The sequence below is a fragment of the Pseudonocardia nigra genome, from assembly GCF_019396355.1.
In the GTDB taxonomy this organism is placed as follows: Bacteria; Actinomycetota; Actinomycetes; order Mycobacteriales; family Pseudonocardiaceae; genus Pseudonocardia; species Pseudonocardia nigra.
Genome location: NZ_JAHKRK010000179.1, coordinates 1 through 17225, shown reverse-complemented (window position 1 = coordinate 17225; position 17225 = coordinate 1). Strand labels below are relative to the sequence as shown.

Annotated in this window: 16 protein-coding genes; 7 read left to right on the top strand and 9 right to left on the bottom strand. The window is 72.1% G+C overall.

The window, feature by feature from the left end:
• Positions 1–136 precede the first annotated feature (136 nt).
• Positions 137–1600: a CCA tRNA nucleotidyltransferase gene (locus KME75_RS31000; protein ID WP_372452707.1), complete on the top strand. Its 1464-nt coding sequence runs from the start codon at positions 137–139 to the stop codon at positions 1598–1600.
• 86 nt (positions 1601–1686) lie between these two features.
• Here the strand turns inward: KME75_RS31000 and KME75_RS30995 are convergent, their stop codons facing one another.
• Positions 1687–3045, bottom strand: a complete 1359-nt coding sequence (locus KME75_RS30995; RefSeq protein ID WP_308283258.1) for an MFS transporter — start codon at positions 3043–3045, stop codon at positions 1687–1689.
• A 34-nt stretch (positions 3046–3079) separates the two neighbouring features.
• Here KME75_RS30995 and KME75_RS30990 point away from each other — a divergent pair, with 34 nt between their 5' ends.
• Positions 3080–3682, top strand: a complete 603-nt coding sequence (locus KME75_RS30990; RefSeq protein WP_219418478.1) for a YqgE/AlgH family protein — start codon at positions 3080–3082, stop codon at positions 3680–3682.
• 145 nt (positions 3683–3827) lie between these two features.
• Here the strand turns inward: KME75_RS30990 and KME75_RS30985 are convergent, their stop codons facing one another.
• Positions 3828–4292 (bottom strand): SdpI family protein, encoded by a 465-nt coding sequence (locus tag KME75_RS30985; RefSeq protein ID WP_308283257.1) that lies wholly within the window; start codon positions 4290–4292, stop codon positions 3828–3830.
• Positions 4293–4485: 193 nt separating this feature from the next.
• On the opposite strand from KME75_RS30985, the gene leuS reads away from it, so the two are divergent.
• Positions 4486–7359, top strand: a complete 2874-nt coding sequence (gene leuS / locus KME75_RS30980; protein ID WP_219418477.1) for a leucine--tRNA ligase — start codon at positions 4486–4488, stop codon at positions 7357–7359.
• 26 nt (positions 7360–7385) lie between these two features.
• On the opposite strand, the gene KME75_RS30975 is transcribed toward leuS, so the two are convergent.
• Positions 7386–7802, bottom strand: coding sequence for a type II toxin-antitoxin system VapC family toxin (locus tag KME75_RS30975; protein WP_308283259.1), 417 nt, complete (start codon positions 7800–7802; stop codon positions 7386–7388).
• A 4-nt stretch (positions 7803–7806) separates the two neighbouring features.
• Positions 7807–8007, bottom strand: a complete 201-nt coding sequence (locus tag KME75_RS30970) for a hypothetical protein (RefSeq protein ID WP_219418475.1) — start codon at positions 8005–8007, stop codon at positions 7807–7809.
• A 34-nt stretch (positions 8008–8041) separates the two neighbouring features.
• On the opposite strand from KME75_RS30970, the gene KME75_RS30965 reads away from it, so the two are divergent.
• The gene (locus KME75_RS30965; protein WP_219418474.1) at positions 8042–8206 is read left to right on the top strand and encodes a hypothetical protein; all 165 of its coding nucleotides are present in this window, start codon (positions 8042–8044) and stop codon (positions 8204–8206) included.
• 6 nt (positions 8207–8212) lie between these two features.
• Here the strand turns inward: KME75_RS30965 and KME75_RS30960 are convergent, their stop codons facing one another.
• The 5 genes from KME75_RS30960 to KME75_RS30940 all read right to left on the bottom strand — a co-directional run bounded on the left by KME75_RS30960 (position 8213) and on the right by KME75_RS30940 (position 12327).
• Positions 8213–8629 carry a DUF1707 SHOCT-like domain-containing protein gene (locus KME75_RS30960; RefSeq protein ID WP_308283256.1) on the bottom strand — a complete coding sequence of 139 codons (417 nt, stop codon included), beginning with the start codon at positions 8627–8629 and terminating at the stop codon, positions 8213–8215.
• Positions 8630–8717: 88 nt separating this feature from the next.
• Positions 8718–9416, bottom strand: a complete 699-nt coding sequence (locus tag KME75_RS30955) for an SDR family oxidoreductase (RefSeq protein ID WP_219418472.1) — start codon at positions 9414–9416, stop codon at positions 8718–8720.
• Between the two features lie 79 nt (positions 9417–9495).
• A complete protein-coding gene (locus KME75_RS46245; RefSeq protein WP_308283255.1) occupies positions 9496–10086 on the bottom strand; it encodes a C40 family peptidase in 591 nt (196 codons plus the stop codon).
• Between the two features lie 526 nt (positions 10087–10612).
• Positions 10613–11692 carry an inositol-3-phosphate synthase gene (locus KME75_RS30945; RefSeq protein WP_219418470.1) on the bottom strand — a complete coding sequence of 360 codons (1080 nt, stop codon included), beginning with the start codon at positions 11690–11692 and terminating at the stop codon, positions 10613–10615.
• Complete coding sequence (locus KME75_RS30940) at positions 11689–12327, bottom strand: PadR family transcriptional regulator (protein WP_219418469.1); 639 nt, start codon at positions 12325–12327, stop codon at positions 11689–11691. Before KME75_RS30940 ends, KME75_RS30945 begins: the two co-directional genes overlap by 4 nt.
• A gap of 156 nt (positions 12328–12483) precedes the next feature.
• Here KME75_RS30940 and KME75_RS30935 point away from each other — a divergent pair, with 156 nt between their 5' ends.
• Genes KME75_RS30935 through KME75_RS30925 form a run of 3 tightly spaced genes read left to right on the top strand, consistent with a single transcriptional unit; the run spans position 12484 to position 17108 of the window.
• The gene (locus KME75_RS30935; RefSeq protein WP_219418468.1) at positions 12484–12900 is read left to right on the top strand and encodes a DUF5318 domain-containing protein; all 417 of its coding nucleotides are present in this window, start codon (positions 12484–12486) and stop codon (positions 12898–12900) included.
• Positions 12901–12942: 42 nt separating this feature from the next.
• On the top strand, positions 12943–15576 hold the full coding sequence (locus tag KME75_RS30930) for a transglycosylase domain-containing protein (RefSeq protein WP_219418467.1): 2634 nt from the start codon (positions 12943–12945) through the stop codon (positions 15574–15576).
• On the top strand, positions 15573–17108 hold the full coding sequence (locus KME75_RS30925; RefSeq protein WP_219418466.1) for a glycosyltransferase family 87 protein: 1536 nt from the start codon (positions 15573–15575) through the stop codon (positions 17106–17108). Before KME75_RS30930 ends, KME75_RS30925 begins: the two co-directional genes overlap by 4 nt.
• Positions 17109–17225 lie beyond the last annotated feature (117 nt).

The following is a 17225-nucleotide window of genomic DNA, read 5'->3' as shown; positions in this document are numbered from 1 at the left end:
AGAACCCGGCCGCGTCGTCGAACAGATCGACCTGACGATCAGCGCGCCCCAACGTCACCCCGAGATCCTCCCGCGGCGCGCCGCCCAGCAGGGCGACCGCCACGCGAAAGACACCAGCCACCTAGACTGGCCCGCCGTGTCCGCTACTGCCCTCGTGTCCGGTGCCGTGTCCCCCGAACTCCGGCGCGCACAGGAGAATGCGGTAGTGGAGATGGTGCAGATCGGCCCGGTCGCCGAGGAGCTGGCGCAGCGGTTCACCGCGGCCGGGCACCGGCTGTACCTCGTGGGCGGCAGCGTCCGCGACGCACTGCTGCGCCGCGACTCGCAGGACCTCGACTTCACCACCGACGCGCGGCCGGATGCCGTGCTCGCGCTGCTCGCGGGCTGGGCGGACGCGGTGTGGGACACCGGCATCGACTTCGGCACGGTGGGGGCCCGCAAGCGCGGCACCACGGTGGAGATCACCACGTTCCGCGCCGACGCCTACGACCGCGTCACCCGCAACCCCGTCGTGGCCTTCGGCGAGACCATCGAGGACGACCTCGTGCGCCGCGACTTCACCCTCAACGCGATGGCGGTGGAGCTCACGGGCGACGAGCGCCGGTTCGTCGACCCGCACGGCGGGCTCGCCGCGCTCGCGGCAGGCACCCTCGACACCCCCGCGACCCCGGAGGAGTCCTTCGCCGACGATCCGCTGCGCATGCTGCGGGCCGCCCGGTTCGTCTCCCAGCTGGGGCTGACGCCCGCGCCGCGCGTCCTGGCCGCGATGACGGCGATGGCGGGCGAGCTCGCCCGGATCACCCGCGAGCGCGTGCAGACCGAGCTGAGCAAGCTCATTTGCGGCACCCACCCCCGGCGCGCCATCGAGCTGATGGTCGACACCGGACTCGCCGACCAGGTGCTGCCCGAGGTGCCCGCGATGCGGCTCGCGATCGACGAGCACATGCAGCACAAGGACGTCTACACGCACTCGCTGGTCGTGATGGAGCAGGCGATCGACCGGGAGACCGACGGCCCCGACCTGGTGCTGCGGCTCGCCGCGCTGCTCCACGACATCGGCAAGCCCGACACCCGACGCAAGGAGTCCGACGGGCGGGTCAGCTTCCACCACCACGAGGTGGTGGGCGCGAAGATGACCCGCAAGCGGCTGCGCGAGCTGCGCTACCCGAAGTCGGTCGTCGACGAGGTCTCCCAGCTGGTGTTCCTGCACCTGCGTTTCCACGGCTACGGCACCGGCGAGTGGACCGACTCGGCGGTGCGCCGCTACGTCACCGACGCGGGCCCGCTGCTGGACCGACTGCACAAGCTCGTCCGCTCGGACTGCACCACCCGCAACCGGCGCCGCGCCGCCGCCCTCCAGCGCAGCTACGACTCCCTCGAGGAGCGCATCGCGCAGCTGCGCAAGAAGGAGGAGCTGGACGCCATCCGGCCCGACCTCGACGGCAACGCGATCATGCAGCTGCTCGGCATCCCCCCGGGCCCCCTGGTCGGCAAGGCGTACAAGCACCTGCTCGCCCTGCGCATGGAGCGCGGCCCGATGACGCGGGAGCAGGCGGAGGCGGAGCTGCGCAGTTGGGCGGAGCAGAACGGCGTCGCCTGATCGCTCGCACGAGTGTCCGGAAAGCCACGTTCCTGTCGTTCAGCCTCCGGAACGTGGCTTTCCTGTCACTTACGACCGATTTGTCGTCAATGTGACGATACTCGTTTCCGCCGGAGCTGGGTGTCGTGGCCGAGCAGGCCCAGCACGTAGAGGCCGGCCGCGGCGGCGAGCAGCCACGGCGCCCAGCCGTCCGGTGGGCTGAGGAGGGCCGCGGTGGCCACGGCGATCACGTAGCCGACGTTGAAGACGATGTCGTAGAGGGCGAACACGCGGCCGAGCACCTCGTCGCCCGCCTCGCCCTGCACGGCCGCGTCGGTGCACAGTTTGACGACCTGCCCGGTGGCGCCCAGCACGAACGCCGCCACCAGCACCGCGGGCAGCGACAGCAGGGCCGCCACCGCGAGCTGGGTGGCGGTGGCCACGAGCAGCGCCACCCGCACGGTCCGCGGTCGGCCCCACCGGCGCACCATCCACGGTGCGAGCAGGGCGGCGCTCCCGAGCCCGGCGGCGGCGAGCACGACGGTCTGCCCGATCCCGGCGAGCCCGGCCCGCAGCGGCCCGACGTCGGTGAACGCGTACCGGAACAGCAGCAGGGTCAGCAGCGTCGAGATGCCGAACGCGAGCCGGTGGGCCGCCAGCGCCAGGAACGAGCCGGCGATGGACGGGGTGGCCGCCGTGGCGCGGGCGCCGTCGGCGAAGCCGTGCAGCACCGTGCTGACGGTGCGGGCGGAGGTGTCGGCGCGGTCCGGGCCGAGGGACCCCCTGCGGAACCGGGCGGCGAGCGCTGCGGCCACCACCGAGCCGACGATCGCGGTCAAGGTGGTGATCCCCGAGCCGGTGTCGTCCGGGCCGAGGAGCTCGCGCAGCCCGATCGCGCTCGCGCCGCCGACGGCCGCCATGGCCGCGCCCGCCGTCACCGCGAACGTGTTGGCCTCCACGAGGTGCCTGCGCGGGACGACGTGCGGCAGCGCCACCGACAGCCCGGACAGCACGAACCGGCTGACCCCGGCCACGGCGAGCGCCGCCAGGTACAGCGGTGGGCCCGCGACGCCGGCGAACACGGTGACGGCCACGACCACCACCAGCGCGGCCCGCACCAGGTTGGCGCCCATCAGGACGCGGCGGCGGTCCCACCGGTCCAGGAGCGCCCCCGCGAAGGGCCCGATCACCGAGTACGGCAGCAGCAGCACGGCGAGCCCGGCCGCGACCGCCAGGGGATCGGCCTGCCGTTCCGGGTTGAACAGCACCGCGCCGCCGAGCGCGGCCTGGAACATCCCGTCCGCCCACTGAGTGGCGAAGCGCACGGCGAGCAGCCTGCGGTACCCAGGGGTGCGGACCAGCCGGCCGAGTCCGAGCCGTTCGGCCTGCTGGGACGGGACGGCGACGGCGGCGGGCTGCTCCGGGGCGACGTCGCTACCAGCGGGCGTCGCGGGGGGCGTCGGCACGGGGGGAAGGCTACGCGGCCCAGCGGGTGCGACGATGGGTGATGTGGTGCACGACCGCTCCGGTTCTGGTCCCGGTTCCGAGGTGGCGCCCGGCAGCCTGCTCGTGGCCGCGCCGGGACTCCTGGACCCCAACTTCCGCCGCACCGTCATCTACATGATCGAGCACCGCGACCGCGGCAGCCTCGGCGTGGTGTTGAACCGGCCGAGCGAGGTCACCGTCCGGGACGTCCTGCCGTCGTGGGCGCCCCTGACTTCGCAGCCGTCCGCGGTGTTCGTCGGCGGTCCGGTGGAGGGTGAGACCGCGCTCTGCCTCGCCGCCGTCCGCACCGGGCACGACCCGGCGACGGTGGCCGGGTTGGTGGCGGTCCGCGGGCCCGTGGCGCTGGTGGACCTCGACTCCGATCCGTCGCTGATCGCGCCGCGCCTGCGCGGGCTGCGGGTCTTCGCCGGCTACTCGGGCTGGGACGCCGGGCAGCTTGCCGGCGAGATCGACCGCGGCGACTGGATCGTCGTGCCCGCACTGCCCGACGACGTCCTCACCGGCCAGGACGTCGGGCTGTGGGGCCACGTGCTGCGCAGGCAGGGTATGCCCCTGGCGCTGCTGGCCACGTATCCCATGGACGTGCGGCAGAACTGACTTCTCGTCACATCGGCAGATGCCGCCCAGCGCAGGCCCGGCGTGCCAGCAAGGTGGCAATGCTGTCACTGGGTGGCAGTAAGGCCACCTTGCTGCCACCGGGACAGCGGCCCCCACCGCTTCGCGGCGGCGTGACGAGAACTGCTCAGCTCGCGTTCGGTGCCGACGTCCGCTCCGTCTCGGCACGGGCCCCGCCGCACCCGGCGACGAGGTCGCACCCCGCGCAGGCGCCCGCGCACGACGGGGCGGGCGGCACGTCCACCTCCGCGGCCGCCGCGGCCCGGTCCCCGAGCGCGCCGGCGACGCCGGCGAGCACCAGCAGCCCGGCGAGGCTGACGGCGAACACGATCCAGCCGAGTGCGGCGCCCGGGCCGGCCAGGAGCACCGCTCCGCCGGCGATCGCGACGGCGCCCGCGGCGCCGGCCGGTGCGGCCGCCACCTTGTTCGCGAGGGTGAACGCGGCCTCCGAACGCAGCGTCGCCGCGGTGCGGACGCCGATCCACCGGTTGCGCCGCAGCCGTGAACGCGCGCCGAGCACGGCGACCGCGACCAGCGCGACACCGGCGAGCACGAGGAGCGAACCGAGGACCAGGCGGAGCGACAGCGGCACGGACTCCAGGGTAGGCGAACCCGATCGCACGCCTGCGGCCAGCGGCGTTACCCTGGGAACGTGGCCCAGCGACTTCTTCTTCGCCAGGCCGCGCCGCACTGACCCACAGCACCGGCGCGGCCGACCCCTTCTGCCTGTCGGCAGGGGGGTCTTCTGGTTTTCGGGCCGATCACGAGCTTCCCAGGAGTGGGACATGAGCACGGACACGAGTGCGACCGCGCCGGAGCGCGCCGAGGCCGAGGCGCTGCCCTACCGCTACGGCGCGGCGCTGGCCGGTGCGATCGAGCGCCGCTGGCAGGACCGCTGGGAGGCCGAGGGCACGTTCCACGCGCCCAACCCGTCCGGGCCGTGGGCCGACCCCGCCGCGAGCAGCGCGGAGAAGGTGTACCTGCTGGACATGTTCCCGTACCCGTCCGGTTCCGGGCTGCACGTCGGGCACCCGCTGGGCTTCATCGGCACCGACGTCCTGGGCCGCTACCTGCGGATGAACGGCCGCAACGTGCTGCACGCGATGGGCTTCGACGCGTTCGGCCTGCCCGCCGAGCAGTACGCCGTGCAGACCGGAACGCACCCGCGCAAGACCACCGAGGACAACATCCAGCGGTACAAGGCGCAGCTGCGGCAGCTGGGCCTGGCCCACGACGAGCGGCGTTCGGTCGCCACCACCGACGTGGAGTTCTACCGCTGGACTCAGTGGATCTTCCTGCAGATCTACAGCGCCTGGTACGACGAGGCGCAGCAGAAGGCGCGTCCGATCGCCGAGCTGGAGGCCGAGTTCGCCGCGGGCGACCGGCCGACCCCGGACGGCCGGGCGTGGGCCGAGCTGTCGCCGGTGGAGCGGCGCCGCGTGGTCGACGGCCACCGGCTGGCCTACATCTCCGAGGCGCCGGTCAACTGGTGCCCTGGGCTCGGCACCGTGCTGGCGAACGAGGAGGTCACCGCCGACGGGCGCAGCGAGCGGGGCAACTTCCCCGTGTTCCGCCGCAGCCTGAAACAGTGGATGATGCGGATCACCGCGTACTCCGACCGGCTGGCCGCCGACCTGGACCGGCTGGACTGGCCGGAGTCGGTCAAGGCGATGCAGCGCAACTGGATCGGTCGGTCCGAAGGTGCGCGCGTCCGTTTCCCGGTGGCCGGCGCCGACTCGCCGATCGAGGTCTTCACGACGCGGCCCGACACGCTGTTCGGCGCCACCTACATGGTGCTGGCGCCCGAGCACCCGCTGGTCGACGCGATCACTCCCGACGCGTGGCCTCGTGGGGTCGACGACCGGTGGACCGGTGGCGCCGCCGCCCCGCGCGAGGCCGTGGAGGCCTACCGGGAGGCCGCGTCCCGCAAGTCCGAGCTGGACCGGCAGGAGAACCGCGAGAAGACCGGTGTGTTCACCGGGGCGTACGCCACGAACCCGGTCAACGGTGAGCGGATCCCGGTGTTCGTCGCCGACTACGTGCTGATGGGCTACGGCACGGGCGCGATCATGGCCGTGCCCGCGCAGGACCAGCGCGACTGGGACTTCGCCACCGCGTTCGGCCTGCCGATCGTGCGCACGGTCCAGCCCGCCGAGGGTTTCGACGGCGAGGCGTTCACCGGCGACGGCCCGGCGATCAACTCGGCCAACGCGGAGATCAGCCTGAACGGGCTGGGCGTCGCGGAGGCCAAGCGCGCGATCAGCGACTGGCTGGCCGCGCGCGGCGACGGCGAGGCCGTCGTCCAGTACAAGCTGCGCGACTGGCTGTTCTCCCGCCAGCGGTACTGGGGCGAGCCGTTCCCGGTCGCCTGGGACACCGACGGGCTGCCGGTCGCGCTGCCCGAGGACCAGCTGCCCGTCGTGCTGCCCGAGATCGACGACTACTCCCCCAAGACCTACGACCCGGACGCCGCCGACACCGAGCCGGAGCCGCCGCTGTCGCGGGCCGAGGAGTGGGTGGCGGTCGACCTGGACCTGGGCGACGGCACGCAGCGCTACCGGCGCGAGACGAACACGATGCCGCAGTGGGCCGGCTCCTGCTGGTATTACCTGCGCTATCTGGACCCGCAGAACGCCGAGCGGTTCGTCGACCCGGAGGTCGAGAAGTACTGGCTGGGCAAGGACCCGTCCCGGCCCGGCGACCCGGGCGGCGTCGACCTGTACGTCGGCGGCGTCGAGCACGCCGTGCTCCACCTGCTGTACGCCCGGTTCTGGCACAAGGTGCTGTACGACCTGGGCCACGTCAGCTCGGAGGAGCCGTTCCGGCGCCTGTTCAACCAGGGCTACATCCAGGCGTTCGCCTACACCGACGCCCGTGGGGCCTACGTCCCGGCGGAGGAGGTCGTCGAGGACGCCGACGGTGGTTTCACGTGGAACAACCAGCCCGTGAACCGCGAGTACGGGAAGATGGGCAAGTCGCTGCGCAACGTGGTGACGCCCGACGAGATGTGCGAGCGCTACGGTGCCGACACGTTCCGCCTGTACGAGATGTCGACGGGTCCGATGGAGGTCTCCCGTCCCTGGTCCACCCGCGACGTCGTCGGCTCGCAGCGGTTCCTGCAGCGGGTCTGGCGCAACCTGGTGGACGAGCGCACCGGCGAGCTGCGGGTCACCGACGCCGAGCCGGACGTCGACACGCTGCGCGCCCTGCACCGCACGATCGCGGCGGTGCACGCCGACTACGCGGCGATGCACTACAACACCGCCGCGGCGAAGCTGATCGAGCTGAACAACCACCTGACGAAGGCCTACGGCAGCACCGGCGTGCCCCGCTCGGTCGCCGAGCCGCTGGTGCTGATGATGGCGCCGCTGACGCCGCACATCGCCGAGGAGCTGTGGTCCGTGCTGGGACACGACGGCTCGCTGGCGCACGGGCCGTTCCCGGTGGCCGACGAGCGGTACCTGGTCGTGGACACGGTCGAGTACCCGATCCAGATCAACGGCAAGGTCCGCTCGCGGATCACCGTGGCGGCCGACGCCACGCGCGAGCAGGTGCAGGCCGCGGCGCTGGCCGACGAGAAGGTCGTCGCGGCGCTGGACGGCGGCGAGCCGCGCAAGCTGATCGTGGTGCCCGGCCGGCTGGTCAACGTGGTGATCTGAGCGGTCGGACGCGCCGCCTTCGCGCGTCAGGGCAGCAGCGTGAATGCTGTGCCACGGCGCGTTCTCACGACGGTGAAGTGTCGACGATCCAATGTCGCGACCTCGTCGACGTCGAGCCGCTCGGCGAGGGCGACGACAGCGGCGTCGGTAGTGCCCAGTAGTAGGTCGGCGTACGTGTCGACGAGCGCCGCCATGTAGACGTAATCGTCCGTGGTCAGCTCGACGACTCGGAAGTCGCCGGCAGCGAGCGAGCGGAGGAACGCCGATTCCGCCGATGCTCCGGCCTTCCGGTTCAGCAGGTAGCCCACCTCGGCGACGACCGGCGCCGGTAGCACGATTTCGCGTCGGGCCAAGTGCATGCCCGTGAGCAGTTCCACACATGCATGATGGTCGGGATCGCGGGTCAACGCGGCCGCGACGAGCGGACCGGTGTCGCAGACCACCACGCTACTTGCCGAAACCCTCGGCCAGTAGCTCTTCGCTACGAGCCCCCACCGCGGTCCCGTCGCCTGGAGCGATGCCGAACCAGGCGGGCGGCCACGGTCGCTCGGAGGCGACGTGCTTACGCAGCTCCGTCAGCGCGCGCGGCACCTCCTCCTCGGGCAGCTCCTTCACCAGCCGGACAAGCTCCTCACGCGCGGCGCTCATGCCGCAAGTGTAGGGGCGTCGGCCGACGGACCCGATGGCATTCGCGCTCTACGACGGCGGCCTCACCGTCGAGTGGCAGATGCTCCACACCGGGGACGAGGGCCTTCGTGTTTGCGTGCACCGGGCTGCCCGCGGCACACCGGAGCACGACGCGCTGTCCCTGCTCGCGCTCGCCGCCGTCGCCGCACGGCCGCGGTAGGTGGGCTCAGCCCTTCCCCTTCCGGCCGTCGAGGGCTCCGGCCAGGAGCACGGCCGCCCAGATCCCCAGCGGTATCGCCGGCCAGAAGTCGATGAGCTCGCCCGACACCAGGGACGTGGTCGCCCAGATCGCGATCATGATGATCGCTCCACCCAGCCAGTCCCGCCACTCGTTGCGCCACTTCCGGCGCTCCTCGGCGGCGGCGTCCGGCTGCGCGGGCGGGCGCGGTTCGACGGCGGGCAGGTCGGCGGTCAGCGGCTGGAGCTCGCCGAACGTCGACGCGGCGTACACCGAGCGGAGCCGCTCGTCATAGTCGGTGAGGTCGAGCCTGCCCTCGTCCACGGCGATGCGCAGCCGGTCGGCGACGGCCGAGCGGTCGGCGTCGGAGATGCGCATCCGGGCGCGGTCGGTCTCGGGGCTCACGCGGTCGACGCTAGGGCGCGCGGCCATGGCAGGCGTCGATCGGCAGGCGGATCCCGCTGTCCGTCGAAGGATGTACCCCGGCTGCGGGTCAGGCGCCTGCCGGCCGCAGGACGAGCTCGGTGAGCGCGGCGTCGTCCGGGGCGGTGACCGCGAGCAGCACGGCACCGGCCACGGACTCCGGCCGCAGGTAGGCCTCCGGGCGGTAGGCACCGCCCTCGTGCTCCACGACCCCGCGCTGCATGTCGGTGTCGACGCGACCGGGGTGCACCGAGGTGACCCGCACGCCGTTGTCCGACTCCTCGGCGCGCAGCGCGTCGGCGAACGCACGGAGGGCGAACTTGCTCGCGGCGTAGGACGCCCACCCGGCCCTGGCGGTGAGTCCGGCGCCGGAGTTGAGCAGGACGACCCGGCCGCGGGCCGCGCGCAGCGCGGGGAGCAGGAGCCGGGTGAGCTCGGCGACCGCCACGACGTTGACCTCGAACTGCTGCCGCCAGGTCGCGGCGCTGGTCTCCGCGACCGTGCCGAGCAACCCGATCCCGGCGGAGTGCACGAGGACGTCGAGGCGTTCGATCCCGCCCACCGCCTCGGCGACCGCCGCGGGATCGGTGAGCTCGACCGGCCATGGCCGGGCACCGGGCAGTTCGGCGGCGAGCGCCTGGAGCGCCTCGGTGTCCCGGCCCCCGAGCAACAGGTCGTGCCCGGGGGCGAGCGCCCTGGCCACCGCGGCGCCGATTCCGCGCGACGCCCCGGTGACCAGGGCGAGCGGGCGCAGGTCAGGCTCGGTCACGCCGCCGGACTCTACCCGTGGAGGGCTGCGGCGCCGAGGCCTGGAGATCCGGTCTCACCTGGTCGGGGATGCGGCCGAGTCAGACGCGGCGGGCGGAGTTGAACGGCATCCGGTCGACCTCGGAGATCTTCACCGGGTCCTTGCGGTTGCTGGCGTGCACGATCTTGCCGTCGCCGATGTAGATGCCGGCGTGGCTGACCGGCTGGTAGAAGAACACGAGGTCACCGGGGCGCAGGTCGGACTTCGCGACCGGCGTGCCGACGCCCGCCTGCGCGCGGCTGGTGCGCGGCAGGGAGATGCCGGCGTTCTTGAACGCCCACTGGATGAGGCCGGAGCAGTCGAACGCATTCGGGCCCTCCGCCCCCCAGCGGTACGGCGCACCGAGCTTGCTCAGGGCGTTCTGCACGGCGGATGCGGTGGCGGCGGTGGGCGCCGCGGGCGCCGCGGGCTTGTGCACCGGGGCGGCGAGGGCGACGGGCTTCACCGGTACCGAGACGGGCGCGGCCGGCACGGCCGCCGGGGCTGCGGACGCGGGCGCCACCGGTGCAGCGAGCGCCGGGGTCGCGGCGCTCGCGGTGGTGGCGGGAAGCAGGCCGACGAGCGCGGCGGCAGCGGTGGAGCTGGCCACGATGGCGGCACGGGTGGCCAGTGCGGGGAGGTGCTTGGGCACTGAGTGTTCCTCGGGGTGAGCACCGTCGGACGCGAGCCGAGCGGGCCGGGGGAGCCTGCGGCGGCAGACGGGGGCGACGGCGCACGGCCCGGGTGTTCCCTGCCGTGCTGCACCCCGCCCGTCCAGACGGTGACCCTGCGCCCGCCGCTCCGGTTGAGCGCCGATGTCGCAGGGCCGTCGCACACATTACGAACGCATTTCGATGTGTTGCCATGACGCATCTCTCAATTGCATTGCTCTGTTTCCGTGAGGCTTCCCACCGGATTGTCCACCCGATCAGACGAGTTTCATCAGCGGTATTCCCGTGCGAGCGGCCTGACCTGGCCGCCAGCCGGGTGACCTGCCCCACAAACCACAGCGATATCCGTTCGTGATTGGCACAGCCGGGTGAAAGTCCTTCCGGACCGGAAGGACCGGGGCGCCCCTCGAAAGGTTGCAGAAAGGAATCGTTCCACCGGAAACAGCAGTCGGCCCCGGTCACGGTGTGTACCGCAGCCGGGGCCGAGAGTAATCGTGGGAGAAGAAGTCAGCGCTCCCGCTCGCCGCGGATGAACTGCTCCACGGCGTCGCGGGCGACGTCGTCGCTGTACTGCTCCGGCGGCGACTTCATGAAGTAGCTCGACGCCGAGAGGATCGGGCCCCCGATGCCGCGGTCATTGGCGATCTTCGCAGCCCGCACCGCGTCGATGATGATGCCTGCGGAGTTGGGCGAGTCCCACACCTCGAGCTTGTACTCGAGGTTGAGCGGCACGTCGCCGAACGCCCGGCCCTCCAGCCGCACGTAGGCCCACTTCCGGTCGTCGAGCCACGCGACGTAGTCCGACGGGCCGATGTGGACGTTGTCCTTGCCGAGGTCACGGTCGACCTGTGAGGTCACCGACTGGGTCTTGGACACCTTCTTGGACTCGAGCCGCTCGAGCTCCTTCATGTTCAGGAAGTCCATGTTCCCGCCCACGTTGAGCTGCATCGTGCGATCCAGCTGCACACCGCGGTCCTCGAACAGCTTCGCCAGCACCCGGTGGGTGATCGTGGCGCCGACCTGGCTCTTGATGTCGTCGCCGACGATCGGTACGCCCGCCGCCCGGAACTTCTCCGCCCACACGGGATCGGAGGCGATGAACACCGGCAGCGCGTTGACGAACGCCACGCCGGCGTCGATCGCGGCCTGCGCGTAGAAGCGGTCGGCGGCCTCGCTGCCCACCGGCAGGTAGGAGACGAGCACGTCGGCCTCGGTGTCGCGGAGCACCTGGGCGACGTCCACCGGCTCCTCGTCGGACTCGGTGATCGTCTCGCGGTAGAACCGGCCGAGCCCGTCGAGGGTGTGCCCGCGGCGCACCGGCACGTCGAGCGGCGGGACGTCGGCGATCTTGATCGTGTTGTTCTCGCTCGCGCCGATCGCCTCGGACAGGTCGCGGCCGACCTTCTTGGCATCGACGTCGAACGCGGCGACGAACGTGACGTCCCGGACGTGGTAGCCACCGAAGTCGACGTGCATCAGCCCGGGGACACGCGTGGTGGGATCGGCGTCCCGGTAGTACTGCACTCCCTGCACGAGCGACGCGGCGCAGTTGCCGACGCCGACGACGGCGACACGGACCTGACTCATGGCCGGCTCCTCCTCTTTCCTGTGTGCCCTGTTGCTGTGGGACGGGACCCCGTGGACGGGGTCCCTGGGGGTTGGCCGGCGTCCTCGCCGGGGGCCTCGTCCTGCTCGGCCCGTTCGTTCGCGATCAGTTCGTTGAGCCACCGCACCTCGCGCTCGCTCGAGTCGAGCCCGAGCTGGTGCAGCTCACGGGTGTAGCGGTCGATCTGCTCGCCCGCCTTGGCCAGCGTCGAGCGCAGACCTTCGCGGCGCTCCTCGACCGTGCGCCTGCGGCCTTCGAGGATCCGCATCCGTACCTCGGCCGGCGTTCGGGAGAAGAAGGCCAGGTGGACCCCGAAACCCTCGTCGTCCCAGGCCTGCGGGCCGGTCTCGGACAGCAGTTCGGCGAGTCGCTCCTTGCCCTCCGCCGTGATCCGGTAGACGCGCCGGGCGCGGCGGGACCAGCTGCCGGGATCGGCGTCGGACCGTTCCTGGTCCTCGACGATCAGTCCGGCACGGGTGAGCCTGCGCAGCGCGGGGTAGAGGGAGCCGTAGGAGAAGACGCGGAACCCGCCGAGCCGGAGCCCGAGCTGCTTGCGCAGCTCGTAGCCGTGCACCGGGGCCTCGTGGAGCAGGCCGAGGATCGCCAGCTCGAGCACGTGCACCCCTTCGCTCGAATCCGTCGCACCGATGGGACAGCCAATTATATCGGATCGATACATCAGCCGCTCGCGGCGAGAGGTGAATCACCCGCTGATCGAGTGCCGGGGAGGCGTTTGTGACGCCTGGGGTGACACTCCGCGTACCCTGACCGGGTGCGCACCCAGCGACAGGTGGTCGACTACGCATTGCAGCGCCGTGCGCTGCTCGCGGAGGTCCACTCGGGTCGGGTCGGGGTGGCCGAGGTCTGCGACGCGAGCCCGTACCTGCTCCGAGCAGCCCGTTTTCACGGTGAACCGACCGACCAGACCTGCCCCGTGTGCCGCAAGGAGCGCCTCACCCAGGTCTCCTGGATCTTCGGCGACGAGCTGAGGCACGCGGCCGGATCGGCCCGCAAACCCGACGAGATCCAGCAGCTCGCCCACCTCTACACCGACTTCTCGGTGTACGTCGTGGAGGTCTGCGGCACCTGCAGCTGGAACCACCTGGTTCTCTCGTACGTCATGGGTACCGGCGACACCCCCGACGCCGACCGGCGGCGCCCCGACCGACGCAGGTCCGCAGCCGAGTGACCCTTCAACCGTTCTGCCAGCCCCCGAATCCCCGGAGCAGCGGTGAGTGATCAGCGCGACCCCCGGTTCGACGTGACCGGGCGGCCCGCACGCGTCCCGTCCGGTGCCCCCGGGCCTCGTCCCGGCCACCCCCACCGAGCACCCGCCGCCGGGTACCCCGGGCCGCGGCCGCGCCCGCCGCGGCCGGGCCCGTTCCCGCCGCCCGGGCAGCCACCGGTGCCCCCGGGCGGGCGCATCCCGCCGCAGCGGTACCGCCCGAAGGCGCCACCCGGGCCCTACAGCTCCGGCGACATGCCCCTGCTCACCCACGACGGCTCGGATCGAGCTGCGCCGGCAGGGCCGGGCGGCGTCGCCGTCGCCGAGCAGACGAAGGTGCGCACCGGCTCCCGCGCCGAGGAGCGGGCCGCGAAGGCGGGGAAGAACGGCACGGCGCGCAGGTCCTCACCGTGGCGCCGCGTGCGCCGGGTGCTCTACGCCCTGCTCGGGCTCATGGTGCTCGGCCCGGTCGTCGCGTTCGTGATCGGGTGGTTCGTCTTCTCCGTGCCCACCGCAGCGGAGGCGGCGCTCCCCCAGGTGGCCCGGTTCGACTTCAGCAACGGCGAGCCGATCGCCGTGCTGCGCCCGCAGGTCGACATCGAAGGCGACAAGGTGCGGATCAACCGCGTCATCGTCGCTCTCGACCAGGTGCCCGAGCACGTCAGGGAAGCGGTGGTGGCCACCGAGGACGGCACGTTCTACTCGAACCCCGGTTTCGACATCACGGGCATCGGCCGGGCTGTGCTGAACCAGCTCACCGGCGGTGTCGGCGGTGGCTCGACGATCACCCAGCAGTGGGTGAAGAACGCCACGGGCCAGGACGACTTCTCGCTGTGGCGCAAGTACCGGGAGGTCATCCTCGCGGTCAAGGTCACCCGCGAGCAGACCAAGGACGAGATCCTCGAGAACTACCTCAACACGATCTACTTCGGCCGCGGCGCCTACGGCATCCAGGCGGCCGCCACCGCCTACTTCAACAAGCCGGTGGACCAGCTGACGGTCTCCGAGGGCGCGCTGCTCGCCGGCATCATCCAGCAGCCGAACGGCGCCGACCCGGCGAACGACCTCGCGGAGGCCGAGGAACGCTGGAACGTCGCCCTCGACCGGATGGTCGCCGAGAAGTTCCTCGACCCGGCCGAGCGCGCGCAGCAGACCTTCCCCACCAACTGGCTGCCGGAGGCGCCGGCGAACGCCGGCATCCCGGACAACGACCTCTTCCACGTCTACCAGAAGGCGCTCCAGGAGCTCGAGCAGCACGGCATCACCCAGGAGCAGATCGACACGGCCGGGCTCACGGTCACCACCACGATCGACCCGGAACTCCAGCAGAAGGCCGTCGACGCCGTCACCGAGGTGATGGAGGGGCAGCCGGAGAACCTGCGCGAGTCCCTGGTGTCGGTCGACCCGCAGACCGGCGCGATGCTCGCCTACTACGGCGGACCCTCCGGGCCCGGCATGGACTACGCCTCTGCGCTGCGCCAGCCCGGGTCGTCGTTCAAGCCGTTCGTCGTGTCCGCCGCCCTGCAGAACGACGACGAGTTCGGGCTGGGTTCGGTGTACGACGGCTCGTCGCCGCAGGAGCTCGCCGGGCGCACCATCAAGAACTCCGAGGGCAACGACTGCCCGCGGTGCGCGGTGAAGCGCGCGATGACGAAGTCGATCAACACGGTCTTCTACCAGATCGCCCTGGACATCGGCCCGCAGAAGGTGGTCGAGGCGGCCCACCAGGCCGGCATCCCCGAGGAACGGCTCGGCCAGCCCGCCCAAGGCGGCATCTCGCTGGGTGACCAGGAGGTCACCCCGGTCGACATGGCATCCGCGTTCGGCACGTTCGCCGCCGAGGGCGTGCACCGCGAGCCCTACCTCGTCTCCAAGGTCGTGGCCGCCGACGGCCGGGTGCTGTTCGAGCGTGAACCGCCGGCCGAGGTGGCGCCGTCGGTGCCGCCGCAGGTGGCGCGCAACGTCGTCGAGTCGATGACGGACGTGGCGGCAGGCGCCGACAACGCACTCTCGGGTGGCCGCCCGGTCGCGGCGAAGACCGGCACGGTGCAGAACATCGACGTCGAGGGGCAGAACAAGGACGCCTGGATGGTCGGGTTCACCCCGTCGATCTCCACAGCCGTCTGGATCGGCACCGACTACAGCGACCCGATCAAGAACTCCGCAGGCAGGCCGATCTACGGCAGCATGCTCCCGGCCGACATCTGGGAGCAGTTCATGGACGCGGCGCTGCGCGGTACTCCCGAGGAGCAGTTCTCGGAGTTCGAGCCGATGGGCACGGCGCCCTCGTCGGAGGCGAACTCGCGGTCCGACGCCGGCGCGTCCAGCACCCCGTCGACGGGCACCCCGGCAACCGGATCGGCAGGTTCCGGCGACTCGGGCGGCGACGACGGATCCGGGAACGGCAACGACGGTTCCGGCGACTCCCGCGACGGGAACTCGCGTGACTCCGGTGACTCCGGTGCCGGCGACTCCTCCGGTGACGACTCGTCCGACGGGTCGTCGGACGAGGAATCCGGCCAGCCGTTCGACGGGTTCATCGGTCCCGGCAACTCGGACGACAACCGTGGAGGCGGCGACACCGACAACGCCGGCGGCCGCGGCGAGGGCCGCGACGTCCCCGCCGGCTCCTCCGGGTGAGCCGGACCGGCCGGGAACGCGTCGTCGCCGACCCGGCCCCGCGGGTCGTCCCCACCTGGACCGAACCGCTCGCGGCCGCCGCCAGCCGGCTCGTCGGAGGGCCCCTCGGCAGGCACGCGCTGATCGGCCGCAGCGCCTTCTGGACGCCGCTGCGCGTCGTGCTGCTCGTGGCCGTCGCCGTGCTCGCGCTCGGCTGGCTCGGGAAGGCGCCGTGCCTGCAGCAGTACGTCACCGACGACGGCACGCTCGCGCTCGACTGGCGGGGCAGCAGGCAGTACGTCGCCATGTGCTACTCCGACACCGTTCCGCTGTACGGGATCGAGGGCCTCGACTCGGGTGCGCTGCCCTACCGCGACCCGTGGATCGAGGGGCCGGGCACGGCGGCGGAGCGCGTCCGCTACATGGAGTACCCGGTGCTCACCGGGTTCTTCCAGTACGCCAACGCCCGGCTCGCCGACGGCTGGCTGTGGCTCGCGGAGCAGGTGCCGCTGCTCCCGTCGGCGCTGCCCGTCGTCGTGTACTTCGACATCACCGCGGTGTGGCTGGCGCTGGCCTGGCTCGCGGTCGTCTGGGCGGTGCGGGCGATGCGTCCCACCCGGCCGTGGGACGCCGTGCTGGTGGCGCTGTCACCGCTGGTCGTGGTGCACGTGTTCACCAACTGGGACGCCCTCGCGGTCGCCGTCGCGACCACGGGCATGCTCGCGTTCGCCCGCGGCCGGGCGCTGCTCGCCGGGTTGCTGCTGGGGATCGGCGGGGCGTTCAAGTTCTACCCGCTGATGCTGCTCCTGCCGATCCTGCTGGTCGCCGCCCGGCGCCGGGACGTGGCCGCGGCGGTGCGCACGATCGGGGCCGCGGCTGGCACCTGGCTCCTCGTGAACGCCCCCGTGGCGCTCGCCTTCACGACGGGCTGGTGGGAGTTCTTCCGGCTCAACCAGAGCCGGCCCGCCGACCCCGACTCCCTCTACTTCGTCGTCAGCTACTTCACCGGCTGGGCGGGCTTCGACGGGCCGCTCGCGGCGGGCGAGCGACCGGCGGTCCTCAACGCGGTCACCGCCGTGCTGTTCGTGCTGTGCTGCGCCGCCGTCGCGGTGCTGGCCTGGCGCGCGCCGCAGCCGCCGCGGCTGGCGTCGCTGGCGTTCCTGGTGGTGGCGGCGTTCCTGCTGATCAACAAGGTGTGGAGTCCGCAGTACTCGCTGTGGCTGGTGCCGCTCGCCGTGCTCGCGCTCCCGCGCTGGCGGCTGCTGCTGGCCTGGATGGCGATCGACGCGCTGGTCTGGGTGCCGCGCATGTACTACTACCTGGGGCCCGACGCGAAGGGCCTGCCCCCGGACTGGTTCCTCGGCACGGTGGTGCTGCGCGACGCGGTGGTCGTGCTGTTGTGCGTGCTCGTGGTGCGCTCGGTGCTGCGGCCGGCCACCGACCCCGTGCGCGCCGTCGGTGCCGCCGGGCACCGCCACGACGACCCGGACTGGCCGGTGCGGGTGGCCGCCCCCGTTGCAGCAAAGCCACTTTCACGCAACGACGTGGCATGAACGTGGCTGTCAGGAGAATCGACCGCAGCCTATGAGGCCTTGGCGAGTGTGACCTCGTATCCGAGGTCTTGGAGTGCCTTGAGGTGGCGGTCGCGGCGACGGTCGGGGCTGTCGTGG